The organism is Bradyrhizobium sp. ARR65 (genome assembly GCF_000472385.1).
Lineage (GTDB): Bacteria > Pseudomonadota > Alphaproteobacteria > Rhizobiales > Xanthobacteraceae > Bradyrhizobium.
In genome coordinates this window covers 212,175-228,988 of sequence record NZ_AWZU01000002.1, presented here as the reverse complement: position 1 = coordinate 228,988, position 16,814 = coordinate 212,175, and the positions used below count along the sequence as shown (strand labels likewise).

At 57.8% G+C, this 16,814-nt stretch carries 18 protein-coding genes and 2 pseudogenes; 6 read left to right on the top strand and 14 right to left on the bottom strand.

Going from position 1 to position 16,814, the window contains the following annotated elements; all coding sequences use genetic code 11:
• The first annotated feature begins 30 nt into the window (after positions 1-30).
• On the top strand, positions 31-1,170 hold the full coding sequence (locus F758_RS0103760; protein WP_024506594.1) for a hypothetical protein: 1,140 nt from the start codon (positions 31-33) through the stop codon (positions 1,168-1,170).
• A 57-nt stretch (positions 1,171-1,227) separates the two neighbouring features.
• Here the strand turns inward: F758_RS0103760 and F758_RS0103755 are convergent, their stop codons facing one another.
• Complete coding sequence (locus F758_RS0103755) at positions 1,228-1,770, bottom strand: hypothetical protein (RefSeq protein ID WP_024506593.1); 543 nt, start codon at positions 1,768-1,770, stop codon at positions 1,228-1,230.
• Positions 1,767-1,994 carry a hypothetical protein gene (locus F758_RS53165; RefSeq protein ID WP_024506747.1) on the bottom strand — a complete coding sequence of 76 codons (228 nt, stop codon included), beginning with the start codon at positions 1,992-1,994 and terminating at the stop codon, positions 1,767-1,769. Before F758_RS53165 ends, F758_RS0103755 begins: the two co-directional genes overlap by 4 nt.
• Before the next feature lie 652 nt (positions 1,995-2,646).
• Here F758_RS53165 and F758_RS51555 point away from each other — a divergent pair.
• A pseudogene (locus F758_RS51555) lies at positions 2,647-2,824 on the top strand (SOS response-associated peptidase); the annotation flags it as partial.
• Between the two features lie 70 nt (positions 2,825-2,894).
• Here F758_RS51555 and F758_RS0103735 read toward each other — a convergent pair.
• Complete coding sequence (locus F758_RS0103735) at positions 2,895-3,962, bottom strand: restriction endonuclease (protein ID WP_210200095.1); 1,068 nt, start codon at positions 3,960-3,962, stop codon at positions 2,895-2,897.
• A 74-nt stretch (positions 3,963-4,036) separates the two neighbouring features.
• Positions 4,037-5,914 (bottom strand): ATP-binding protein, encoded by a 1,878-nt coding sequence (locus F758_RS0103730; RefSeq protein WP_024506591.1) that lies wholly within the window; start codon positions 5,912-5,914, stop codon positions 4,037-4,039.
• A gap of 220 nt (positions 5,915-6,134) precedes the next feature.
• Here F758_RS0103730 and F758_RS50690 point away from each other — a divergent pair, with 220 nt between their 5' ends.
• Both F758_RS50690 and F758_RS0103720 read left to right on the top strand, forming a co-directional pair.
• Positions 6,135-6,317 (top strand): hypothetical protein, encoded by a 183-nt coding sequence (locus tag F758_RS50690; protein ID WP_024506590.1) that lies wholly within the window; start codon positions 6,135-6,137, stop codon positions 6,315-6,317.
• Positions 6,318-6,733: 416 nt separating this feature from the next.
• Positions 6,734-6,937, top strand: coding sequence for a hypothetical protein (locus F758_RS0103720; protein WP_024506589.1), 204 nt, complete (start codon positions 6,734-6,736; stop codon positions 6,935-6,937).
• A gap of 192 nt (positions 6,938-7,129) precedes the next feature.
• Here F758_RS0103720 and F758_RS49270 read toward each other — a convergent pair whose 3' ends face one another.
• From F758_RS49270 to F758_RS0103695, 4 genes are all read right to left on the bottom strand, one after another.
• On the bottom strand, positions 7,130-7,468 hold the full coding sequence (locus tag F758_RS49270) for a hypothetical protein (protein WP_157449851.1): 339 nt from the start codon (positions 7,466-7,468) through the stop codon (positions 7,130-7,132).
• Positions 7,469-7,707: 239 nt separating this feature from the next.
• On the bottom strand, positions 7,708-7,947 hold the full coding sequence (locus tag F758_RS0103710; RefSeq protein ID WP_024506587.1) for a hypothetical protein: 240 nt from the start codon (positions 7,945-7,947) through the stop codon (positions 7,708-7,710).
• Positions 7,948-7,972: 25 nt separating this feature from the next.
• On the bottom strand, positions 7,973-8,626 hold the full coding sequence (locus F758_RS0103705) for a hypothetical protein (RefSeq protein ID WP_024506586.1): 654 nt from the start codon (positions 8,624-8,626) through the stop codon (positions 7,973-7,975).
• A gap of 195 nt (positions 8,627-8,821) precedes the next feature.
• Positions 8,822-9,760, bottom strand: coding sequence for a hypothetical protein (locus F758_RS0103695; protein ID WP_024506584.1), 939 nt, complete (start codon positions 9,758-9,760; stop codon positions 8,822-8,824).
• Between the two features lie 408 nt (positions 9,761-10,168).
• Here F758_RS0103695 and F758_RS49265 point away from each other — a divergent pair, with 408 nt between their 5' ends.
• Positions 10,169-10,747: a hypothetical protein gene (locus tag F758_RS49265; RefSeq protein WP_157449850.1), complete on the top strand. Its 579-nt coding sequence runs from the start codon at positions 10,169-10,171 to the stop codon at positions 10,745-10,747.
• A gap of 264 nt (positions 10,748-11,011) precedes the next feature.
• On the opposite strand, the gene F758_RS0103685 is transcribed toward F758_RS49265, so the two are convergent.
• The 6 genes and pseudogenes from F758_RS0103685 to F758_RS0103665 all read right to left on the bottom strand — a co-directional run bounded on the left by F758_RS0103685 (position 11,012) and on the right by F758_RS0103665 (position 16,245).
• Positions 11,012-11,434, bottom strand: coding sequence for a helix-turn-helix domain-containing protein (locus F758_RS0103685; RefSeq protein ID WP_024506582.1), 423 nt, complete (start codon positions 11,432-11,434; stop codon positions 11,012-11,014).
• On the bottom strand, positions 11,434-11,958 hold the full coding sequence (locus F758_RS0103680) for a hypothetical protein (protein WP_024506581.1): 525 nt from the start codon (positions 11,956-11,958) through the stop codon (positions 11,434-11,436). Before F758_RS0103680 ends, F758_RS0103685 begins: the two co-directional genes overlap by 1 nt.
• A gap of 65 nt (positions 11,959-12,023) precedes the next feature.
• Positions 12,024-12,446, bottom strand: a complete 423-nt coding sequence (locus F758_RS0103675; RefSeq protein WP_024506580.1) for a hypothetical protein — start codon at positions 12,444-12,446, stop codon at positions 12,024-12,026.
• A 376-nt stretch (positions 12,447-12,822) separates the two neighbouring features.
• Positions 12,823-14,610, bottom strand: coding sequence for a hypothetical protein (locus F758_RS46295; RefSeq protein WP_245286414.1), 1,788 nt, complete (start codon positions 14,608-14,610; stop codon positions 12,823-12,825).
• Between the two features lie 216 nt (positions 14,611-14,826).
• Positions 14,827-15,219: pseudogene (locus F758_RS53160) on the bottom strand (bifunctional DNA primase/polymerase); the annotation flags it as partial.
• 357 nt (positions 15,220-15,576) lie between these two features.
• Positions 15,577-16,245 (bottom strand): hypothetical protein, encoded by a 669-nt coding sequence (locus tag F758_RS0103665; RefSeq protein WP_157449849.1) that lies wholly within the window; start codon positions 16,243-16,245, stop codon positions 15,577-15,579.
• Positions 16,246-16,384: 139 nt separating this feature from the next.
• On the opposite strand from F758_RS0103665, the gene F758_RS0103660 reads away from it, so the two are divergent.
• Entirely contained in the window at positions 16,385-16,678 is a 294-nt protein-coding gene (locus F758_RS0103660; protein WP_024506577.1) for a helix-turn-helix transcriptional regulator, read from the top strand.
• Positions 16,679-16,814 lie beyond the last annotated feature (136 nt).

The following is a 16,814-nucleotide window of genomic DNA, read 5'->3' as shown; positions in this document are numbered from 1 at the left end:
TTGGCAAGGTTTTCAACTTACGGGCTTCCGATGCACAAGTGGTCACCGCTGTTCTTTCTGCCAAATATGTGCATCAAAGAGCCATTTGATAGCGAGTATTTGGCAATCGTCTCTCCTAACGATGTCAGGTGCATCGAGATTAATTCTCGACACCCGACTTTCTTGCCATTTTTAAACCGCTTCACCGATACGTTTGGACGCAAGATCGTCCCCAGCGTGCTGATCATGCGCGACGACGCTCCGGCGTGGGTAAAAAATATGGAGGCAGTCGGCGGCTTCCGAGACATTCTCTCCATTTGCGCCGTCGTCTACAATCGCACCGCAGTCCTCATCCATCACCTGCCCAGGAATTACCAGTACTCGACTTCATTCGATTTCTATGCCTATACGCTCACCACGGACTACCAGAGGCTAGTCACCAGCAATCCCGCCTTGTCGGGCATGGACCTCATCGAAGAGTTTCACGGCCAAACCACTCCAGGGCTTCCAGTCTCAAATTGGGATCGGCTCGACTATGACGAGATGCTTCTGAAAGCTTTACTCGCAGAATGGGAACGCCGATTTTCTAGTCCAAAACCATCTTGGCGAAGTCTCGCCCTCTTCCGCTCGCTGAATATGGCTCACGCCGCCGCACAAATTCCCGGTGTCGTTGGTGTCACAAATTATTCTTTAGGGCGAAGCATCAGCCTATGTGTGAGCGCCTTTGAAATCCTTGTTCACCCAGAAAAAGACGAGAGTGGCGTTAAACGGGTCTACGATCTCCTCAATCAGGTCGATTGGCGTACCCAGGCTTGTAAGGAAAACACCTATTACTGCTACGAGGGGCGCGGGAAAAAAACAAAAGGCCCACCGCGAAACCTTGCTTGTTGGATTTATGGTGAGATTAATCACGCGCGAATTGACTACCTCCATGGCAATCCGCTCAACCAAGATAGGCTAGTCGTTCAGGCAAGCGGCAAGCACCTCTTCAATTACAATCCCTCCCTCTACGGGCTTCTCCTTACCGGATTTTTGGGCCTCAACTATTACGGACCCTTTAAGCCTCGCGAGCCCGGCGCCTCTCCCTACGACGCGGTGCGAATGCTTAAGTACCGCTTCTATAGCAAACAAGGCGACTACGAGAACGCCCTCGCCCACATCCGGAAACCGAAAAACCCCAAAGAGTTGTAATGGCGAACTTCGAACCAACGCGCCCGAAAGTTGCCCGAGCACACACCTACCGCATTCCTATTTAGCGGTCTTCCAATCGCCGCAAGTTAACTGCTTCCGACCGACTTCATGTGGCCGGTTCAACATCTGAATTAGCATCGACATCGCGGACACCATGAATTTGGCACGCGGCTTTGCATCCTTGTCGCGGTCAGGAACCGAGAGATTGTTGCAGAGAGCTTTTACCCTGCCGTTGTCGAACGTCACCTCAACTTCATGGGCGAACTCGTTACGCACCTTGCGCAAAATCGTGCTTTGGTCCGCTTCATGGTCGCTAATAAGGCCTAACGCGTGACAAGCTGCGATCCTGGCACTGAAGGAGCCCAAGGGTGCATTGAAACCGGAAAGCAACACTTCAGCGCTCGCGTTCTTGATCAAGAATGACGCAAGAGTGTCCCTCATCAGCTTATCGAGAAATGACGTGGCCACCAGCGCCACGCCGCGATCCGTCTCCGCATTCAGCTCTTCGAGTGCGGCGAGGAATGCCCTGTAATGAGGGTCTTTCTTCCAGACTTCATCTCGAAAGTCCGCGTAGCGCTCGACGAAGCTCTTTTCTGTCACGGCACGTCCCCCTTCCGGCTTCCGCCGATGCTGTACGGCTTATTTAGGAAATACTCGCGATTTCCAGTCGCGGCTTCGGCGTACTGATCGATCGCCACGATGATGGCCTGGACATGTGGGTAACACCGACCTTCGCGCGTGGCCAAGTGCCGAACCTCGGCAAGTGCCTTGATCCATGGTGGATGCTCAGCACTGTCGTCGTACCACCTGACAGGGTCGCGCATCACCAGCTCCGACCGCCCAGAACCTTGCCCTTGGCGGGCCGGGGAAAGGCGTCCTTTTAGCTTGTCGCGCTCGGCGCAGAGGGTATCAACCTTTGCAAGCATGCGTTGGAGTAGCAACTCGGCCGAGGCTGTAGCGATGCCGACCCGCTGGAGTTGCCTGATCTCGCTCCGCTGCCTTTGGACCTGCGTGCGCATGCGCTGTATCTCGCCCCGAATGAACTCGATGTCCGACATGGCTCAGCCCTCCCTCACGGGGGCTCGCATATAGAACAAAATAAGAACAACATGCAAGCCGCTAAGTCTAGCGGGCACGGGTCTCCCCAGCCCCGCATAGCGGGATGGGGCTCCCTGGGTTGTCAAAGGCATAGAGAACAGGAAAGCTAACTTGTCACACTCAAACGTCTCAATTCGTATCACTGCCCATCATACGCCACATCACGCTGATCCACATGACGCGCGCAGCTTCTATGCTGCGCTCGGAACGGCGAGCCGAATATGATCGATGTGGACGATAGCCCTGATTACCACGAGACAATCCGCAGAGCTTTGTTAAGGTTGGTCAATAGTATTGCCCGATCATCCAGCCACAGCTCCGCAACTTTGCGACTGTTGTGCCACTAGTTCATGTCCCGCTACCGGCCAACAGCTTCACCGCGGCACGAAGTCCAAGCCGATCCCGGGGCCACATCAGGTCTACGGCTTCCTGACCATCGACACGAATGCGGTCGTGAAGCCGATCCGCGATGCCGGTGATCTTGACCACGGACGAGGAGCGCGATGCTTGGATGCGGGCGCCGTGGGATGAGGCGAAGGCGCTGCAACGACCATAGCCCGATGATGCGCTCACGATGCGTGGGGGCGTAAAAAAGAGGATCGGGGGCGGCGTAGGTTAGACCCTCGTCAACGGGGCATGCGGCTCAGGAAATCGTAAATCTTTTGATCCAACACGACGGTGGGATCATTCTGCAGATAGTCCCGATTATTGGTCGGCAACCGGAGTTGCACGTCTCTGATCCTCAGCATTTCGTAGATATCCTCGTCGTCAAGGAACACGAAGAGCTTTCCGCCTTCTCGCATGGCCCCAAATGCCGCTAGTTCAGTGTGTTCGTGAGGCTTTACCCTCGTCATTAAGAAACACACCGGGCGCAACGCGCTCGCACTCATATAGCGCTCAGTTGTATGAAGCTGGTTCGGCTTTATGGGGAGGCTATAGTTTTTGCACTCGAAGACAATCACTCTAGCTCGAAAGTCTCGGGTAAACGTTTCCCAGAACGGATGGCCTTGGCCCACTCGATAGACCACGTCTAAGACGCTCAGCTTGTCTTCAAGTCTGGCCTGGATTCTCGGATCGAGCAAATAATCACCGAAAAGATATTCCAAGATGTCTAATATTAATGCCTCATAGAGTTTGGCGCCTCTCTTACCGCGTGGCGTATCGGCCAGACGTTGAGATAGCTCCACACCTCTTGGATCGGGTAGGAGTTGCATAGTCTCTTCGTCGTGTACAATCCCATCTGTGACGATCGGATCAGACAATGATCTACGTGCAGCACCAGCGGCGGCGTCATCCTGTTCTTTGAAAAAAGTAGCAAACCGGTTTTGCAGCTGACGAGATTTCTCTGCGTGTCCGAGAATGTCCTCTCGATCCCAAATCTCCAGCTTAAACTCTTTAAACAGCCAAGCCTTATGCTCAGCTGCAACTACACAGCTCAAGATGAGAAGCTGATCAAACGGCGATGCCCCAAAATATGATTTCACCCTCGAAACCACATTCCTCAGGGTTGCTAATGTCCCAGGGTTCTCCCTGATAAATTTGACTTCCACGACCCTTTCGACCGCGCAGTTCTTTGTGATGACGAAATCAAACCTACGCTGAGAAGACAAAGCGACTTGGCGATCGGCGGTATAGCCCATGCTCTGCAGTAGTTCAGCGCAGAGTTCTTCAAATTGCATTGCTTGATTATTCAACTCTGCACCCAAATGTTCTCTCGAACCTTAGCAATTCGCTGGGCTGTCCTCACTGAAGGCCGGAACGCCTTCACTCATTGCACCTGCTCCACTAGCACGCCAACTTTTCTGAGCCAGCCGATTACCTCGTCTGCCGGATCACATTGAGCGAGACGAGCGCGAGACATTCTGGCGACCGCGGCTGTATTCAACAGCCTCTTCGCTGCGGCTACTTTTTTTGCGCACTTCCGGGCGTCGTGAACCGGCCAAGGTCCATCTGCAGCAGCAGTTTGGACGGCTTGTGCAACGAGTGTGGGCACGTCATCAAAGTCTGCGAACGGCGCTCTGAAGCTCAGGACGATGTTTTGGTCTTGGTACGCTTCCTGGATCGCCTCCTGATGGAGATAGTTCTCCATTTCACGCTTACTGGTCGTGAGAGCTACGCAGCCGGCCCGCGCGTTTACCTGAGCGGCAAACTCGTCGTACTTCCCCGCAGCCGGAGGCGGGACGTCGCGGTCATAGATGTGCAGCTCGGGCCTATTCAAGGCTTGAAGCCGTGTCGTCCAATATGCGAGGTTACACCCCCCGAATGGTACGAAGATAAGCTCACCAGCTATCTCAAGCGCATCAAGATCGGGCACATTCGCTCCGTCGGCTCTCAGGACTTTGCTCATGCCCTTGAGGAAGGAGATGTGGTGTTTGCCCTCGACACCCACGAACAACTTTACTGAATGGTCCGGGAGAACGCCAAGAGACTGTGCGATGCGGGTATTTGTGTCCGGCCCGCCAATCGAAACGGTTCGCGAGCCGTTCGGATGTACCTCAACAAAACGAAGAGAGGCATCAGGCAGCGCTCGTGCAAGCATGGGAGTGTGTGTGGTCACAACCACTTGTCGTCCAGCCGTCGCGGACAGATCAGAGAGTGCAGACATCAACATTCGTTGGTTTCGTGGGTGCTGGCTCGTCTCGGGCTCTTCGATCGCATAGATGACGGAGCCCGCTTGCCTCTCTAGTGCGGCCTTCTCGGCCTTCGCCCGGAAAAAATTCAGGAGCACTAGGCGCTTTACTCCACTCCCTCTCTTGTTGAGCGGAATACCATCTTCTCCGGTGATGCTGGTTTGGAAAAGGCTGTCCCACTTTTTGGTCGTTACAACGGGGCTAAGAGCTTCTGCGAGGGATGCGTCCATCTCCTTGATTTTCAGGACGGTCGCCTCCGCGATCCTTCGGACCTCCGCTTCGACGTGAGCTTGCACCTTAACTAAATCCTGCTCGACAGCTTTTAACGCGTCGCGAATAGCTGCCTTTAGAGGGTCCTGCGCCTCAGCGTCTTGATCTGTACTCGCTCTATCGGATTTGAACAAAGCGAAGGATGGGAGATACGGCGCGAGGGCGGACCAAATCTGCTTTCCGCCTTCCTTCTCCAAGGAAACGGGCACCACGTCTAGCCCGAGCGCATTGGTATTTGCCCAAATCGCAGCTCGGATCGGCGCGTTGGCCTGCTTGTTCACAGTCGAGAGATCGACACCGAGTTCGCCGGCGCGTGCAAGAAGGTCTGCTTTTTTTAGCTGTAGTAGGTCGTTCACTCCATTTCCAGTGGGATGAACAGCGATCGCTTCTACAGAGATAAGTCTAGGGTTAGTGAGTGAGCCGTCATACGTTTTACGGATTTCGAGACGGCGTTCCGTGTTAACAAGAAACTCAGCATCCAAATTGGTTTCGTAATCGGCATCTAAGATGATCGTCTCGGGCAGATCGTCAAACTCGCAGGTTATCCGCACCGCCTTGCGATCTCCCGAGATGCAGGCGTCGTCTTTGTCAGGCTTTGCCTCATCGAAGAAGATCGCGAGACCGTCCATAATGGTGGACTTGCCGACATCATTCCGGCCGACAATCGCTGTGATGTCATCGAACTCAAGACAGACTTGGTCTTTGAAACAACGAAAGTTCTCTAGTTTCAAACTGGTCAGTTTCATGACACCCCCGGCACAACTACCGGGAGCAGGTAATACATGACCGCCGGCCTCGCAGCATCCGTAAAATTACGGGAAGACATGCCGATCCACTGAAATGGTGGGACTATCGCTAGGAAGGGCTCTCCGTTTTTCCGCTCTCCGCGCCAATGCAACGCCATGCACTCCCGCAAGTACGGTCACGAGGTCCAGTTCTGCGCGTTCGACATCTTAGTCGAGGGCGATGACGGCCTGCGCAAGCTGCCGCTGCACCTGCAAGACCAGCCTTGATGGCCTGCTCGCGCGCCGGCCTGAGGGCATCTTCGTCAACGCTACCAGGGGCGGCAGGTCGAGGCATTGGGTCAAGGTGAAGAACCGGACGCATCCCGCGATGGGCCGGGTGATGGATCTTGAAGCCGCGCAATGAGCGGCGCGCCCTTTTGCCTTACCGCAGGAAACCCACGCTGGTCGCCTTCAATCATAAACTTTAGTAGCGCTTCACCCCAAAGTAGGCACGCTGCAAAAGTTTTCCCCGGCTGAGCTTAAAGGAAAAGGCGGGGGCATGGCACCTTTACGTTTTTCGCGGGCGCACAACCGTGCTCTTTGTTTCGCTACTCACAAACATCGCGGCCACTCATGCGCCGTCCGTCCGGCTCACGTTCCGGCTTCCACTTCAGAAGCTGGCTGCGCACCCTGCAACCTCCGCTTCGGCTTCGATAACGGCGAGAGTATCTCTGCTAGCTCACAGCTGGCGACGATCGGAGCATCAGTCATCCTCGGCGAACGCGTCCGGCACAGGCTGACGCAAATCAACGAACCCTAGTATCGAAAGGAGCATCACCAATGACGAGTACCATCTACGCCGTAGCTGTTTGTTGGGTACTGCCGCTCGGCAACAAATCCTGCAATCTGCCGAGGAGCATCCCTTTCTTCAGCTCGGCGGAAGCCTGTCAGCACTGGCGGGACCATAACGTGGCGCAGGACAACGCGAAACAGACAGCCTTCTGCGTCAAGAAAGACGTTCCCACCTGGGAGCCGGTCAGGTGAGCAAGCCCACCATAAACGCTGCACGCCTTCGCGAAGTCCCGCAAGCACTCGTTCCAGCGGTTGATGGCCTTCGAGCGCGACGACACCATGCTTCCCCAGGATCGGGATCATGCGGGCGGTGTATCCTGACGAGGCGGCACCGACGCCGCGTAACAAGAAATATCGGATCATTCGATAAGGGCTGAGGCGACATCAGCGTATCCGCTCAACCTGAACAGTCTCGCGTTCATCGATGTTCATAATCTTGTCTTCGCAGACAAAGACATCAGAAACCGGCAGCCAGACGGATGATATAGGCGTGTCCGTCGGGTTCACCTTCCAAAGGCTGCCGTCTTCTAGCTCCAGAATTTGCCCGTCAGCGAGGATCTCCTCTATCCAGTGGCCGTCATCACAAGCATTCGGGGGAGCCTGCCTGCGGTTGAGAGCGAGTTGGCGCGGAGCTTCGCAATTTTTTCCTTGCTCGCTCGCTGCGCCTCCAGGCTCTCTTGCTGCGTGATCCACTCCGCCCGCTGTCGCCCCTGCGAAATCCATGGGAACAGCTCGTTGGCTCGTTTGACGAGTTGCGCGTCATGGGTCGGCGTTATGTCTGAGTATGGTCCGCCGTAAGCCGACGTGGCGGCGATGTTCGCAGCGATAATTGCAATCACGGAAATGGTGCGCAACGTATACAGCTTCCAGTTTGATTATCTGGACTATATGGCTAACCAGAGAGCCGCCTACGCCCCGTTAAATGCAGCTGATGCATGTTCATTATTCCAATAAGCAGAATGCTAACCATACCTCGCGCACTTCGGCGTTTGATAGTCGTTGTCACCTTGTCTGTGGAATTTACCAACATTGGTTTGGCGGCCGACCACATCGAACCCGACGAGTTGCACATGATCGAGCTGCGCGATCAATGCCGCCAGATCGGCCAGAACCGGCTCAGGAATGCGCTTAGCCGTCCGCGCAAGGTGCGCCAGCCGGGCAGCGCCGGGCGCATCACGAAGCCGCCCTGCGAAGTGAGACATTATTCTTTCGATTGGGTTAGGCTCGTTACGCATCACGCTGCTGTTCAGCCTCGAATCTGCTGGCATTGGCGACGACATCCTGCCAGCGCTTGCGCCGCTGATGCTCCTCGGCAATTTGACGCGCGGCAACGGCCTTGGCGATCGTGTCGTCGATCTGCGCGCCGTCAATCGTGCGATGCTGCAACAGCGCGTTAGTCAGGGCGTCGAGAACATCCGCCTGACGCTGCAGAATTGCACGAGCTTCCAGCGCACAAGCCGCAATGAAGGCATCGGCAGCCTCCGCATTCGTAAAAATCAGCCGCGCCAGCTGCTTCTCTTGCTTGCGATCATCGGTAGCCGCCCAGGCGGCACCGAAGGCCAACTTCTCGGCCTCGCTCCCGGCCGTCAACTCGATGATGCGATTGTGAACGTGCTGGAAGATCGGCGCCGTGTCCTCGTCGCGGGTGTCGCCATCGCGCGGCATAAGGTCGTCGATCTGTTGGATCGTCGAGCTGGTCTTCCCGGAAAAGCAGGACTGGAAATCAGGCCCCCACACGAGACCCGAAAAACCCAGATCAAGGTTCTCCTCGATGGTTGCGCCACCGAACTCGGCGCCGAGAGCACGGCCAACCGTCAGGTGCGCGGCTTCATGCCGCGCGATGCGGGTGTCGCGGGCAAGGGTGTCGTAGATCTCAGACATCGCAAAACTCCGGTGCGTGCTGCCGCATGTCGCCCAAGGGAAAAACGACCGCGGCAGCACGCGGAACCGGCGGGACGCTGCGGGAGAAAAGCGCACCTTCGGCCGCCGATTGACAGCTATTCACAGCGAAGCAATTCGATGCGGCGTTCTCGCCGGACACCCGATGCAGCAACTGATCGCGGCGAGGCAGCATCGCTAGAGCACCCGCGCGACGTTGATCACGCCAGTGCGCGCTGGGCCACGATCGACGACTTTGAAGTCGGCCTGACGCAGAACCTCAGCCGTTTCAGGGCCGACATAAGGAGCCTTGGGATCGTCAAGAGCATCGAGATCGACGATGTCGATCGCATTGACGTTCGCGTGATGCCCGCCGCGCGCGTTGCGGAGGGTCTTGCGGCGATCGTCGGTCACCGGGACGCAGACCCCGCGACGCAGCGCCTTCTCGGCCAGCGCCAAAGGCAGCTGTACGTCCTCGTATTGCAGGGCACTATACTCGCGACCGGCGGCGCTCTTCCACCTGATCGAGCGCAGGCAGAACACCGTCCGCGTCGGCTCGGGCTCGGCCGTCACCGCAGGAGGTGCCGCCACCGGCTTCGGCGGGGGCACGTCCATGACGCCATCAATGATCGCTTTGGGCATCGCCTGCAGCTCGGCAACCTGGATGTTCATGGCCGTTTCGAGCTGGCCCATGGCGCTCTGCAAGAACTGGCTCATCTCATTGCAGCCGAAGTGCCAATGCTCAAGCTGGGCCAGGGTATCGGCAAGGACGCGCGACCGCTCCAGCCATGGCTTGAACACCGTGGCAATCGCCGAGACTTGCACCGCGAGCTTGTCGGCAGCCTCGGCGCGCTTGACGCGCTCGCGCTCAGCGGTGAGCTGGGCTTCTGCCTCAGACTTCTGGCGGGCCAAGACTGTGATCGCGTCGTCGATGCCCGTAACCGCCGACGCGGCGGTATCAACGACGGCCTGCAACCTGGCCAACGCGCGCTCATCGTCGAGATCGCCCGACAGGAGCGCGTCCTGGCGGGCCTTGGTTGCCTTGTCGAGCGCGTCCTGCGCCTTGGCGCGCTTGATGGCGAGCTGATCCGCCCGCTTCGCCAGCGCGGCGATCGTGGTTTCGATTTTCTGGGTCATAGTCCTACGGAATTGAATTTTCATGGAAGGAATTGTCGCTGCAGCGACGTGATTTGCCTAGGTGCAGGACTTGGGCGGCACCAATTTCGATGCGGTTTCCGCTTGGGGGGCGCCAAGTTTTTGCGTTTTGCCTGATGCGGCCTCAGCTGTTGCGTCTTGGCGACGCGCTGGGCCTTAAAGAAGGTTCAGGCCGTTAACAGACGGATGCACGTGGAATGCGGGGCGTCTGCTTTCACCAGTTGCGGACATGCCGTCGCACACGTCCGGGGCAGCTATGGGCCAAGAGCGACCATCGGCTTACCCATTAAGAGCCATTGACTGCGACCGCGGACCCGTCGCTAACGTCCATCGCTTGGCACCCCACCATATCCGCGTGTTGCCCACCACATCCGCGTGTTGGAGGATAAAATGATCCAGGGCTCAATCATCCCCGCTGTATGCGCAATTTTTTTAGCGACCACAATAACTGCGAAGGCTCAACCCGTCGGGCCAAATATCCAACTAGGACCAGCAGTTCCGCTCGGGCAAATGGCTGAAGGGACGGGGAAAGTGTCAATTCCTCCAAACGCCATACTCTCCCACCTCCAGCTCGGTAAGGTCGATAGGCCGGGTCCCAGATGGTTGCAAATTCAATACAGAACTATTCAGGGCGAAAAAGAATGGCAGCTGGGCGAAGAAAATTCGCTTCCTGCCACAACTCCACCTTCCACACATGGCGGCAGCGCTCCGATACACGTTCCTGAAGGAAGTATTGTTTCCGCACTTCAACTTGTTGGTGGGTCACTTTACGTTTGGTACCGTCGAGTTGAAGCACCAGCCAAATTCAAGCTGGGCAATGAAGAATATGGTGTGGGAACAAAAGAGCCGCCTGACAACGGCGGAGGAAATATAGCCAGCAAGGACGGCTACACAATGACCGGTTTTCAGTGGCTAAAGGACCCTGACGGGCAGCTAGCTCTTAACATCTGGTATAGACCGGTCCTTTAAGAACCAAGAGCGACGCAGAGGCTTTTGACCCAGTCAGTAGAGAAGCCCTCCAGGCGGGCCGCACAGCAGTTCGGGCACCTTCGGCTGATCGTTTCGTTTTTTCGTGGCGGCCCGAGAGCACGCCGACGGGCCCCGTTTGGGACGGCCCATGTTCGAAATAGGTCAAACCCCGACTTTCTCCTCGGTGACCGCACGTCCGCTTGCGCCAAGTGCAGACATTTGCCCAGCCAGTCAGTTCGCTGGTCAAGCTGCGCACAATTCTGCTCAGCTCGCCGCACGCGCCTTTATCTCGGTGTTCAGCTCCGCCGTCTTGGACCACTGCGGCCAGTGCGCCTTCAGGAGGTTCCTGGCCTTCACGCAGGCGGGCTGCCCACCGCGATGCTTCTCGATGTAGGCGAATAGGCGGTCGGTGCCGATCAGCCACGTCGCGCCCTTCTTGGCGAATGGACACCCCTTAGCCGCTGCATCCTCGATCCAATCGAGGATGCGCTGGTTGGTGATGCCGCAAATGACCGATGCCTGCTGGACGGTGAGCAGCGCACCGCCATTGATCAGGTCGAGGACATCACCGGGCTGACCAAACTGACGGACATGCTTGGCGAGCCGCGCGGTATCGGCGGCCAGCCGGACATGCTCAGCGGCAAGCCGGTCGAGTTCGTTGGCGAGTGAAGTCTGCTGGTCGGTCATCACGCCGCCTCGCCGTCGTCAGTGTCGGGCCACATGGCCTCGGACATCTTCAGGAAGAAGCCATCGGAGCGCGGCCATTCCGCAGCCTCGCTGACCTCGTCCATCATCTCGCCCCAGATCAGGTCAGCGCGCGCGCCAAGCACGTCCTCATCCGCCACGTGGAGCGCCCGGCCGACGCTGAGATACAACTCCTGGAACGCTGCCAGCAGCGGCGCCAGCGACAGCGCCATCTCGCGGCGCTTCGCGAGCGACGGCTCGGTGCTGATCAACGCAAGCCCCTCTTCATACTCACGCCGCATGGCGCTGAGCTTTGACGAGCGGATGCCGAAACGATCCCGGAACTTGCCAACCTCACGACGCGCATGAGGCTTCACCGCAAGCGCGGCAACGATCGTCTCTATGTACCAGCGCGGTTGATCCCGTTCGTGGCCATCAGGGGGCACGTATCGCAACGCCCGGACCAGCGTGGCCCGATCCTTTTCAAGCAGATCGGCGGCGCGGTTTATCGAAAGCAGGTTTTCCATTTGCATCTTCGTTGTTGTGGCACGTCGTTAAGCGGGCCGGATGCCATTCCTGTCGTGGTGGAGCGTTAGAGAATAGCAAAGCCGTCACAAGCGAGCAGAAACTCGATGAAGCGCTGCACCTCGGCGACGAACTCGTTGACGAATACGCGTTCTTGCTCGTGCGTTGTTAATTTGCGGGGGAGAAACACATCGCTCTCGTCGTATTGCGGGAAGTCCGGCAAATTGTTTTCTTTGCGCAAGTAAGCAAAGTATTCGCGCGCGTAGGCATCGACCACGCAATTGTCTACAGAGCGTTGCAGTTCGGCGCCGAGTTGGCGGGCCTGATCTGCGTCCAGTCCATCCTCATCGTTCGAGTACCAATAGCGGCAGGCCGCCGCTATGCTTGGCGCAACGTGATGCGAGTAGTCGGCAAGTGTAACCCACCAAAATCTTCCCACGGGAAACGCCCCGCCGCCGCCGCCGCCGCCGCCGACAATGTCAAATCCCATCTGATTGCTCCGCTGTTACCGTTGATCTCCGATAAGTGTTGTTGTTGGCCTTGGCACTTTCATGCCCTAGCCAGGGCGTGCGGGCGGGCGCGACCCGCCCCGTTCTCCCGGTTGGGAAGGACCCGACCAATTTTTGCAACCGATGCTTTCGCTTCATTTTTGCCGTTGTTGTTGCGGGTCCCCGGCCACCCGCATCGCATGTCGCTCTGATTGCGTCTCACCTACAAGCTACTATCGCTACGATCAGCTACCGCTTCGAGAGCACCAGCGCTGAACTGTCGCGAAAGATCACTCCGCTGCTCGCAACACACGAGATCTGACATTTCTTCACCTGTGACCCCAGATTGGTAGCCGACGGTAGCCATGGTAGCCTTGCTTATTTGCGCTTCACCTCCTCAAGCCACCACTGGGCGGCATGCCCTTTGCTCTTCTCGTTGTTGAACCGCATCCCTTCGACGACGCGCCCCTTACGTCCGCGGAGCCAAACGCCCAGGCCGGTCAAATCTACATCCTGACCACTATTCTTGCCGGAGGCGGACACCAACGCGTCTCGCAGATCGGGATGTTCGAAAATCCCCGACTGCGAGTAGTCGGCCGTGGTGATGACCTGAGCCAAGGTGCGCCGGGTGCCGATGCCGATGGCGTCCTTCCACGCAAGCATCAGCGTCAGCAGCAAGACACGATCTGGGTCTTCCGCCCGGGCGAGTTCAAATGACTCGACCGGATCAGCTTGCCCAAGCCAGCTCAGCGCCGACCGCACCGTGTCGGACCAACCCTCGAACGATGCCAATCGAGGCAGCTTGTCAGGACATCCGGCGGCCATATAGGCGCGGACAATCGTCAAGCACGCGGCAATGTATTTCCCGCGATCGGCCAGGACGATGGCGATCGGATCGTTGCGGAAAGTCCGCATCTCAGGCCGCTCCATTTCCGGGTCAAGGTTGGCCACAAGCGTTCGGCGAGTGAGGTCGGCATAGATCGCGACGTTATTGCCCGTTCCATAAGTCGTGAGCCCGCGCGTTTCGACGCTAACATTCTCGCTTTTACCCAGAATGCGGACGTCCACAATCTGGCGTTCGATCAATTGGCAGAGCAGATCGGAACGCAGCTCACCAGAGATATTATCAACAGACAGCAACGGCTGGCCGGATAGAGCCGCCGCCACCAGCCGCTTCTCCAGTTCCTCCTCCTTCTGGGCTGCCGACATAACGGGCATCAGCTTGCCAATGGAGATCGCCGCCGCGATGTCCCAGAGGTAGGACTTCCCGCTGCCCGCAACGGGCGCGATGCTGACATGCATCGGCGCGACCGGAAACGCGCCGCGCACAACCGGAGTTAGCAGGCCGGTCAATGCTACCGACTTCGCGACCGCATCAACGAACGGGAATTCCGAGAGCAGCCCTTCCAACAGCTTCAAGGCCGCGATCGCATCATTGCGAGTTGGATGCTCGGGGATCGGCGGCATCGGCGGCGGCGCCATCAACAGCAACCGCGTGGCGTCGTCATAGCCGGGGGTCAGAAGCACCGAGCCATCCCGCCGCATTGTCGGCGTGGTGATGACTCCTGCGATGCGCGGGAACATCCAATGCCCGAGCTGGCTGAGAATGACACGTGCGATGTCACCAGGAGCGCCGATCAGCACATTTTTCCTGGCCCGCGCATCCCACTTCATCCAGGTTGCGACCTTATCGAGCTCGTTGCGCAGATAGATCGGGGCGACTTCGACGAGCCGGGCGATTTTAGTCCGACGGCCATGTGAGGCGTCGGCTTCATCGATGATAGGACGAACCAATTTGCCGCCGCGCTGATACAGTGGAACGTTGCTGTTGAGCAGAATCTCCTCTGCTGTCCTGGCGATCGCTGGCGTCGCGTGCGCCGTCACAAAGATAACCTGCTTTTCAGCGCGTTCCTGATCTACATCCGGCTGCTCGCGATCTGCGTGCAGCCCTACGTTTTCATCGCGTGCGCCGCTGTAGCCGAGCCACTCGGCAACCTTGTCTGCGATCTTGTCGCCAAACAGCTCCTTCAATGCGGGAAAGCCGCGTGTCCGCTCACCCTTTTGATAGGCGACTGCAGCATCGTGCGCCGCCTTGATGCGATCGCGCCATTCCTCATCGTTGGCTGATCGTGCGACCCATTCAACGTAGAGTTTCACATGCGCCAAATGGAATCCGCAGCGAGCCAAGAAGCCGCCAACGGTGAGCGACGCATCGTGACGGCCGCCGCTCTCGCCCGGCTTCGGCTTCTGCGGCCAGTAGCGCGCGAACAAGCAAAGCGCGGCCAACAGCTTGGCGCGCCCGACCAGCTCATCGCCCTCAATCTCAGCAGGATCTCCGTCCTCCTCCCATTTGATCGGCTCGCCGCTCTCATGGACCGAACCGGGAAAGACGGTTTGCGCGCCCTTGTCGCCACCGCCGATACGGACCTCCAGCATCATGGTCTTGCTGATCGGGTCTTTGAACTGCAACGCAGCCTGATCGATCTTCGCAGCGAGAGACGTGGTGTACAAGCGATGGCTATTGCGCTTCGAGGCGCGACCGAAGATCGCGTCGGTTCCCGGCAACACGGCAGACGCCATGACGATCGCCTCCGGGCAGTCGAGGTCAACGTCGGTGAGCCCGCGCGACTTCAGACCGAGCTGCACACCGATGTTCTGGGGCTTTTCGCCGAAGAACCGATGGACCTGGCTTCCGGTAATAACGCGATGCTGCCAATCGTTGCCGATCGGCTTTTTCTGCCCGTGCGGAATCGGCACAGGGACCCAGTCACGCATGCTGTACTGAAGTGCAGTCGCCTCCGGCGTTCCGGGCTTCGGCCAATACTCCCACGGCTCGCAGATCGGGGCGCGGTCCATGGTTTCGGCAGAGCTGACCGCGGCCGCAAAGTCCTCGAAGTACTTTGCAATGGTGTCGTATTGTGTGGTATCGAACATGAGTGAACTTTCCTGAGGTCACAAGCATTCTGCACCCCCTAGCGCCTGTCGCGAGGCCCTAGGGGGTTTGCTTTTGGTTAGATCAATGTGCGGAAAGCGGCTGCGCACGTCAGCCGCCCCAGTTGAACCCGGCGCGCCGATGCGCAGAGTTCTTTCATTGTGATGCCGAGTCTTGCGAAAGCACAGGAAAAGCGGCGGTCAGTTTTTGGTCCGCCGCTTAGTGTTGGGCTCCGAGGCGCTGGCGCTGCCTCCAAACTCTCTGGCAATCGCGTCGATATTGGCACTCGAAGGTCGGAACTTCTGTTCGACCCCGAGCCAGTCGAACAGCGCGTCAAATATCTGTTTGCGCGGCCGCTGCTTGCGGCTCGTGGTGATCCCGTGCTTGGCCATCAGCTGGAAAAAGGGTTCGACCACCAGTTTGCGCAGGTCGCGCTTTTTGTAAGTATCTCCGCTGATCTTGAGCCAATGCTCGATATTCAACTCGTGAGCCGTCAACACAGCCACCACATCTTGCCGCTCGTGCCCGTAGTCGGCCCTCAAGGCATGCAGCGTCTGCTCATCCGCCTCGGGTATGTTTCGAGCCCAACCCGCCATCTCGATTTCGCTTGCTAAGAAATCGGGCCCGATCTTTTCGGAAAGCATGAGCACCTTGGTGATGGCCGCACGATATCTGCGCACCAGATCGACATCTGGCTGTTTGTCCAACGTGGCAATCCAGCGCGCGTACTGGCTTTCGAGGTGCTGAAGGTCTTGTGTCAATACAAACCTTGCGAATGGGTCCTCGCTCATGCCCATCGACGCTAACAGCTTCTCAAATTGCTGCTCACGGCGTTCTGCCTTGCTCGGAGATGGCCTGTGCTTAGTCATGCGGGCTGGCGCATTGAAACGCTATTTGGCGGCACGAAAATGCGCCGCCAGTTTTCGTTGGCACCAATGGTGCGTCAATCTATAGCGCATAACAAGTTCACACTTCGCCCTTGATTTTTGAGAGTTCCCCGAGCTCGTTATGACCGCCGCAAATCGACATGAAGCCGAAACGGATGGTGCGGCACCGGATAAATCCGGCCCTCGGCGCATGCTGACCGAAAAGCAGGTCTTGGAGATCATCCCGGTCGGCCGCACCACGCTTTACCGGATGGAGAAGGCGGGCCGTTTTCCGAAATCGACTTACATCAGCCCGAACCGGCGGGTCTGGTTCGAGAGCGAGATCATCGCTTGGCAGAACGCGGTTGACGAGTTCAACCCGAACCGTGGCCGGGGCAAGGGGCGTCGTCGCCGTGTTTTGCCGCGTGCAGGCTAATTCAACGAGCTAATGTCCGGGTTCTGCGGCCGAGCAGACGTACCGTTCGGCCCGACGGATGCCCGCAGGTGACCCTCAACTGACGTTCCGGTCGCTATTTGATTGGTCTGAGCCGCCGGTCGTTTGGATGAATTTC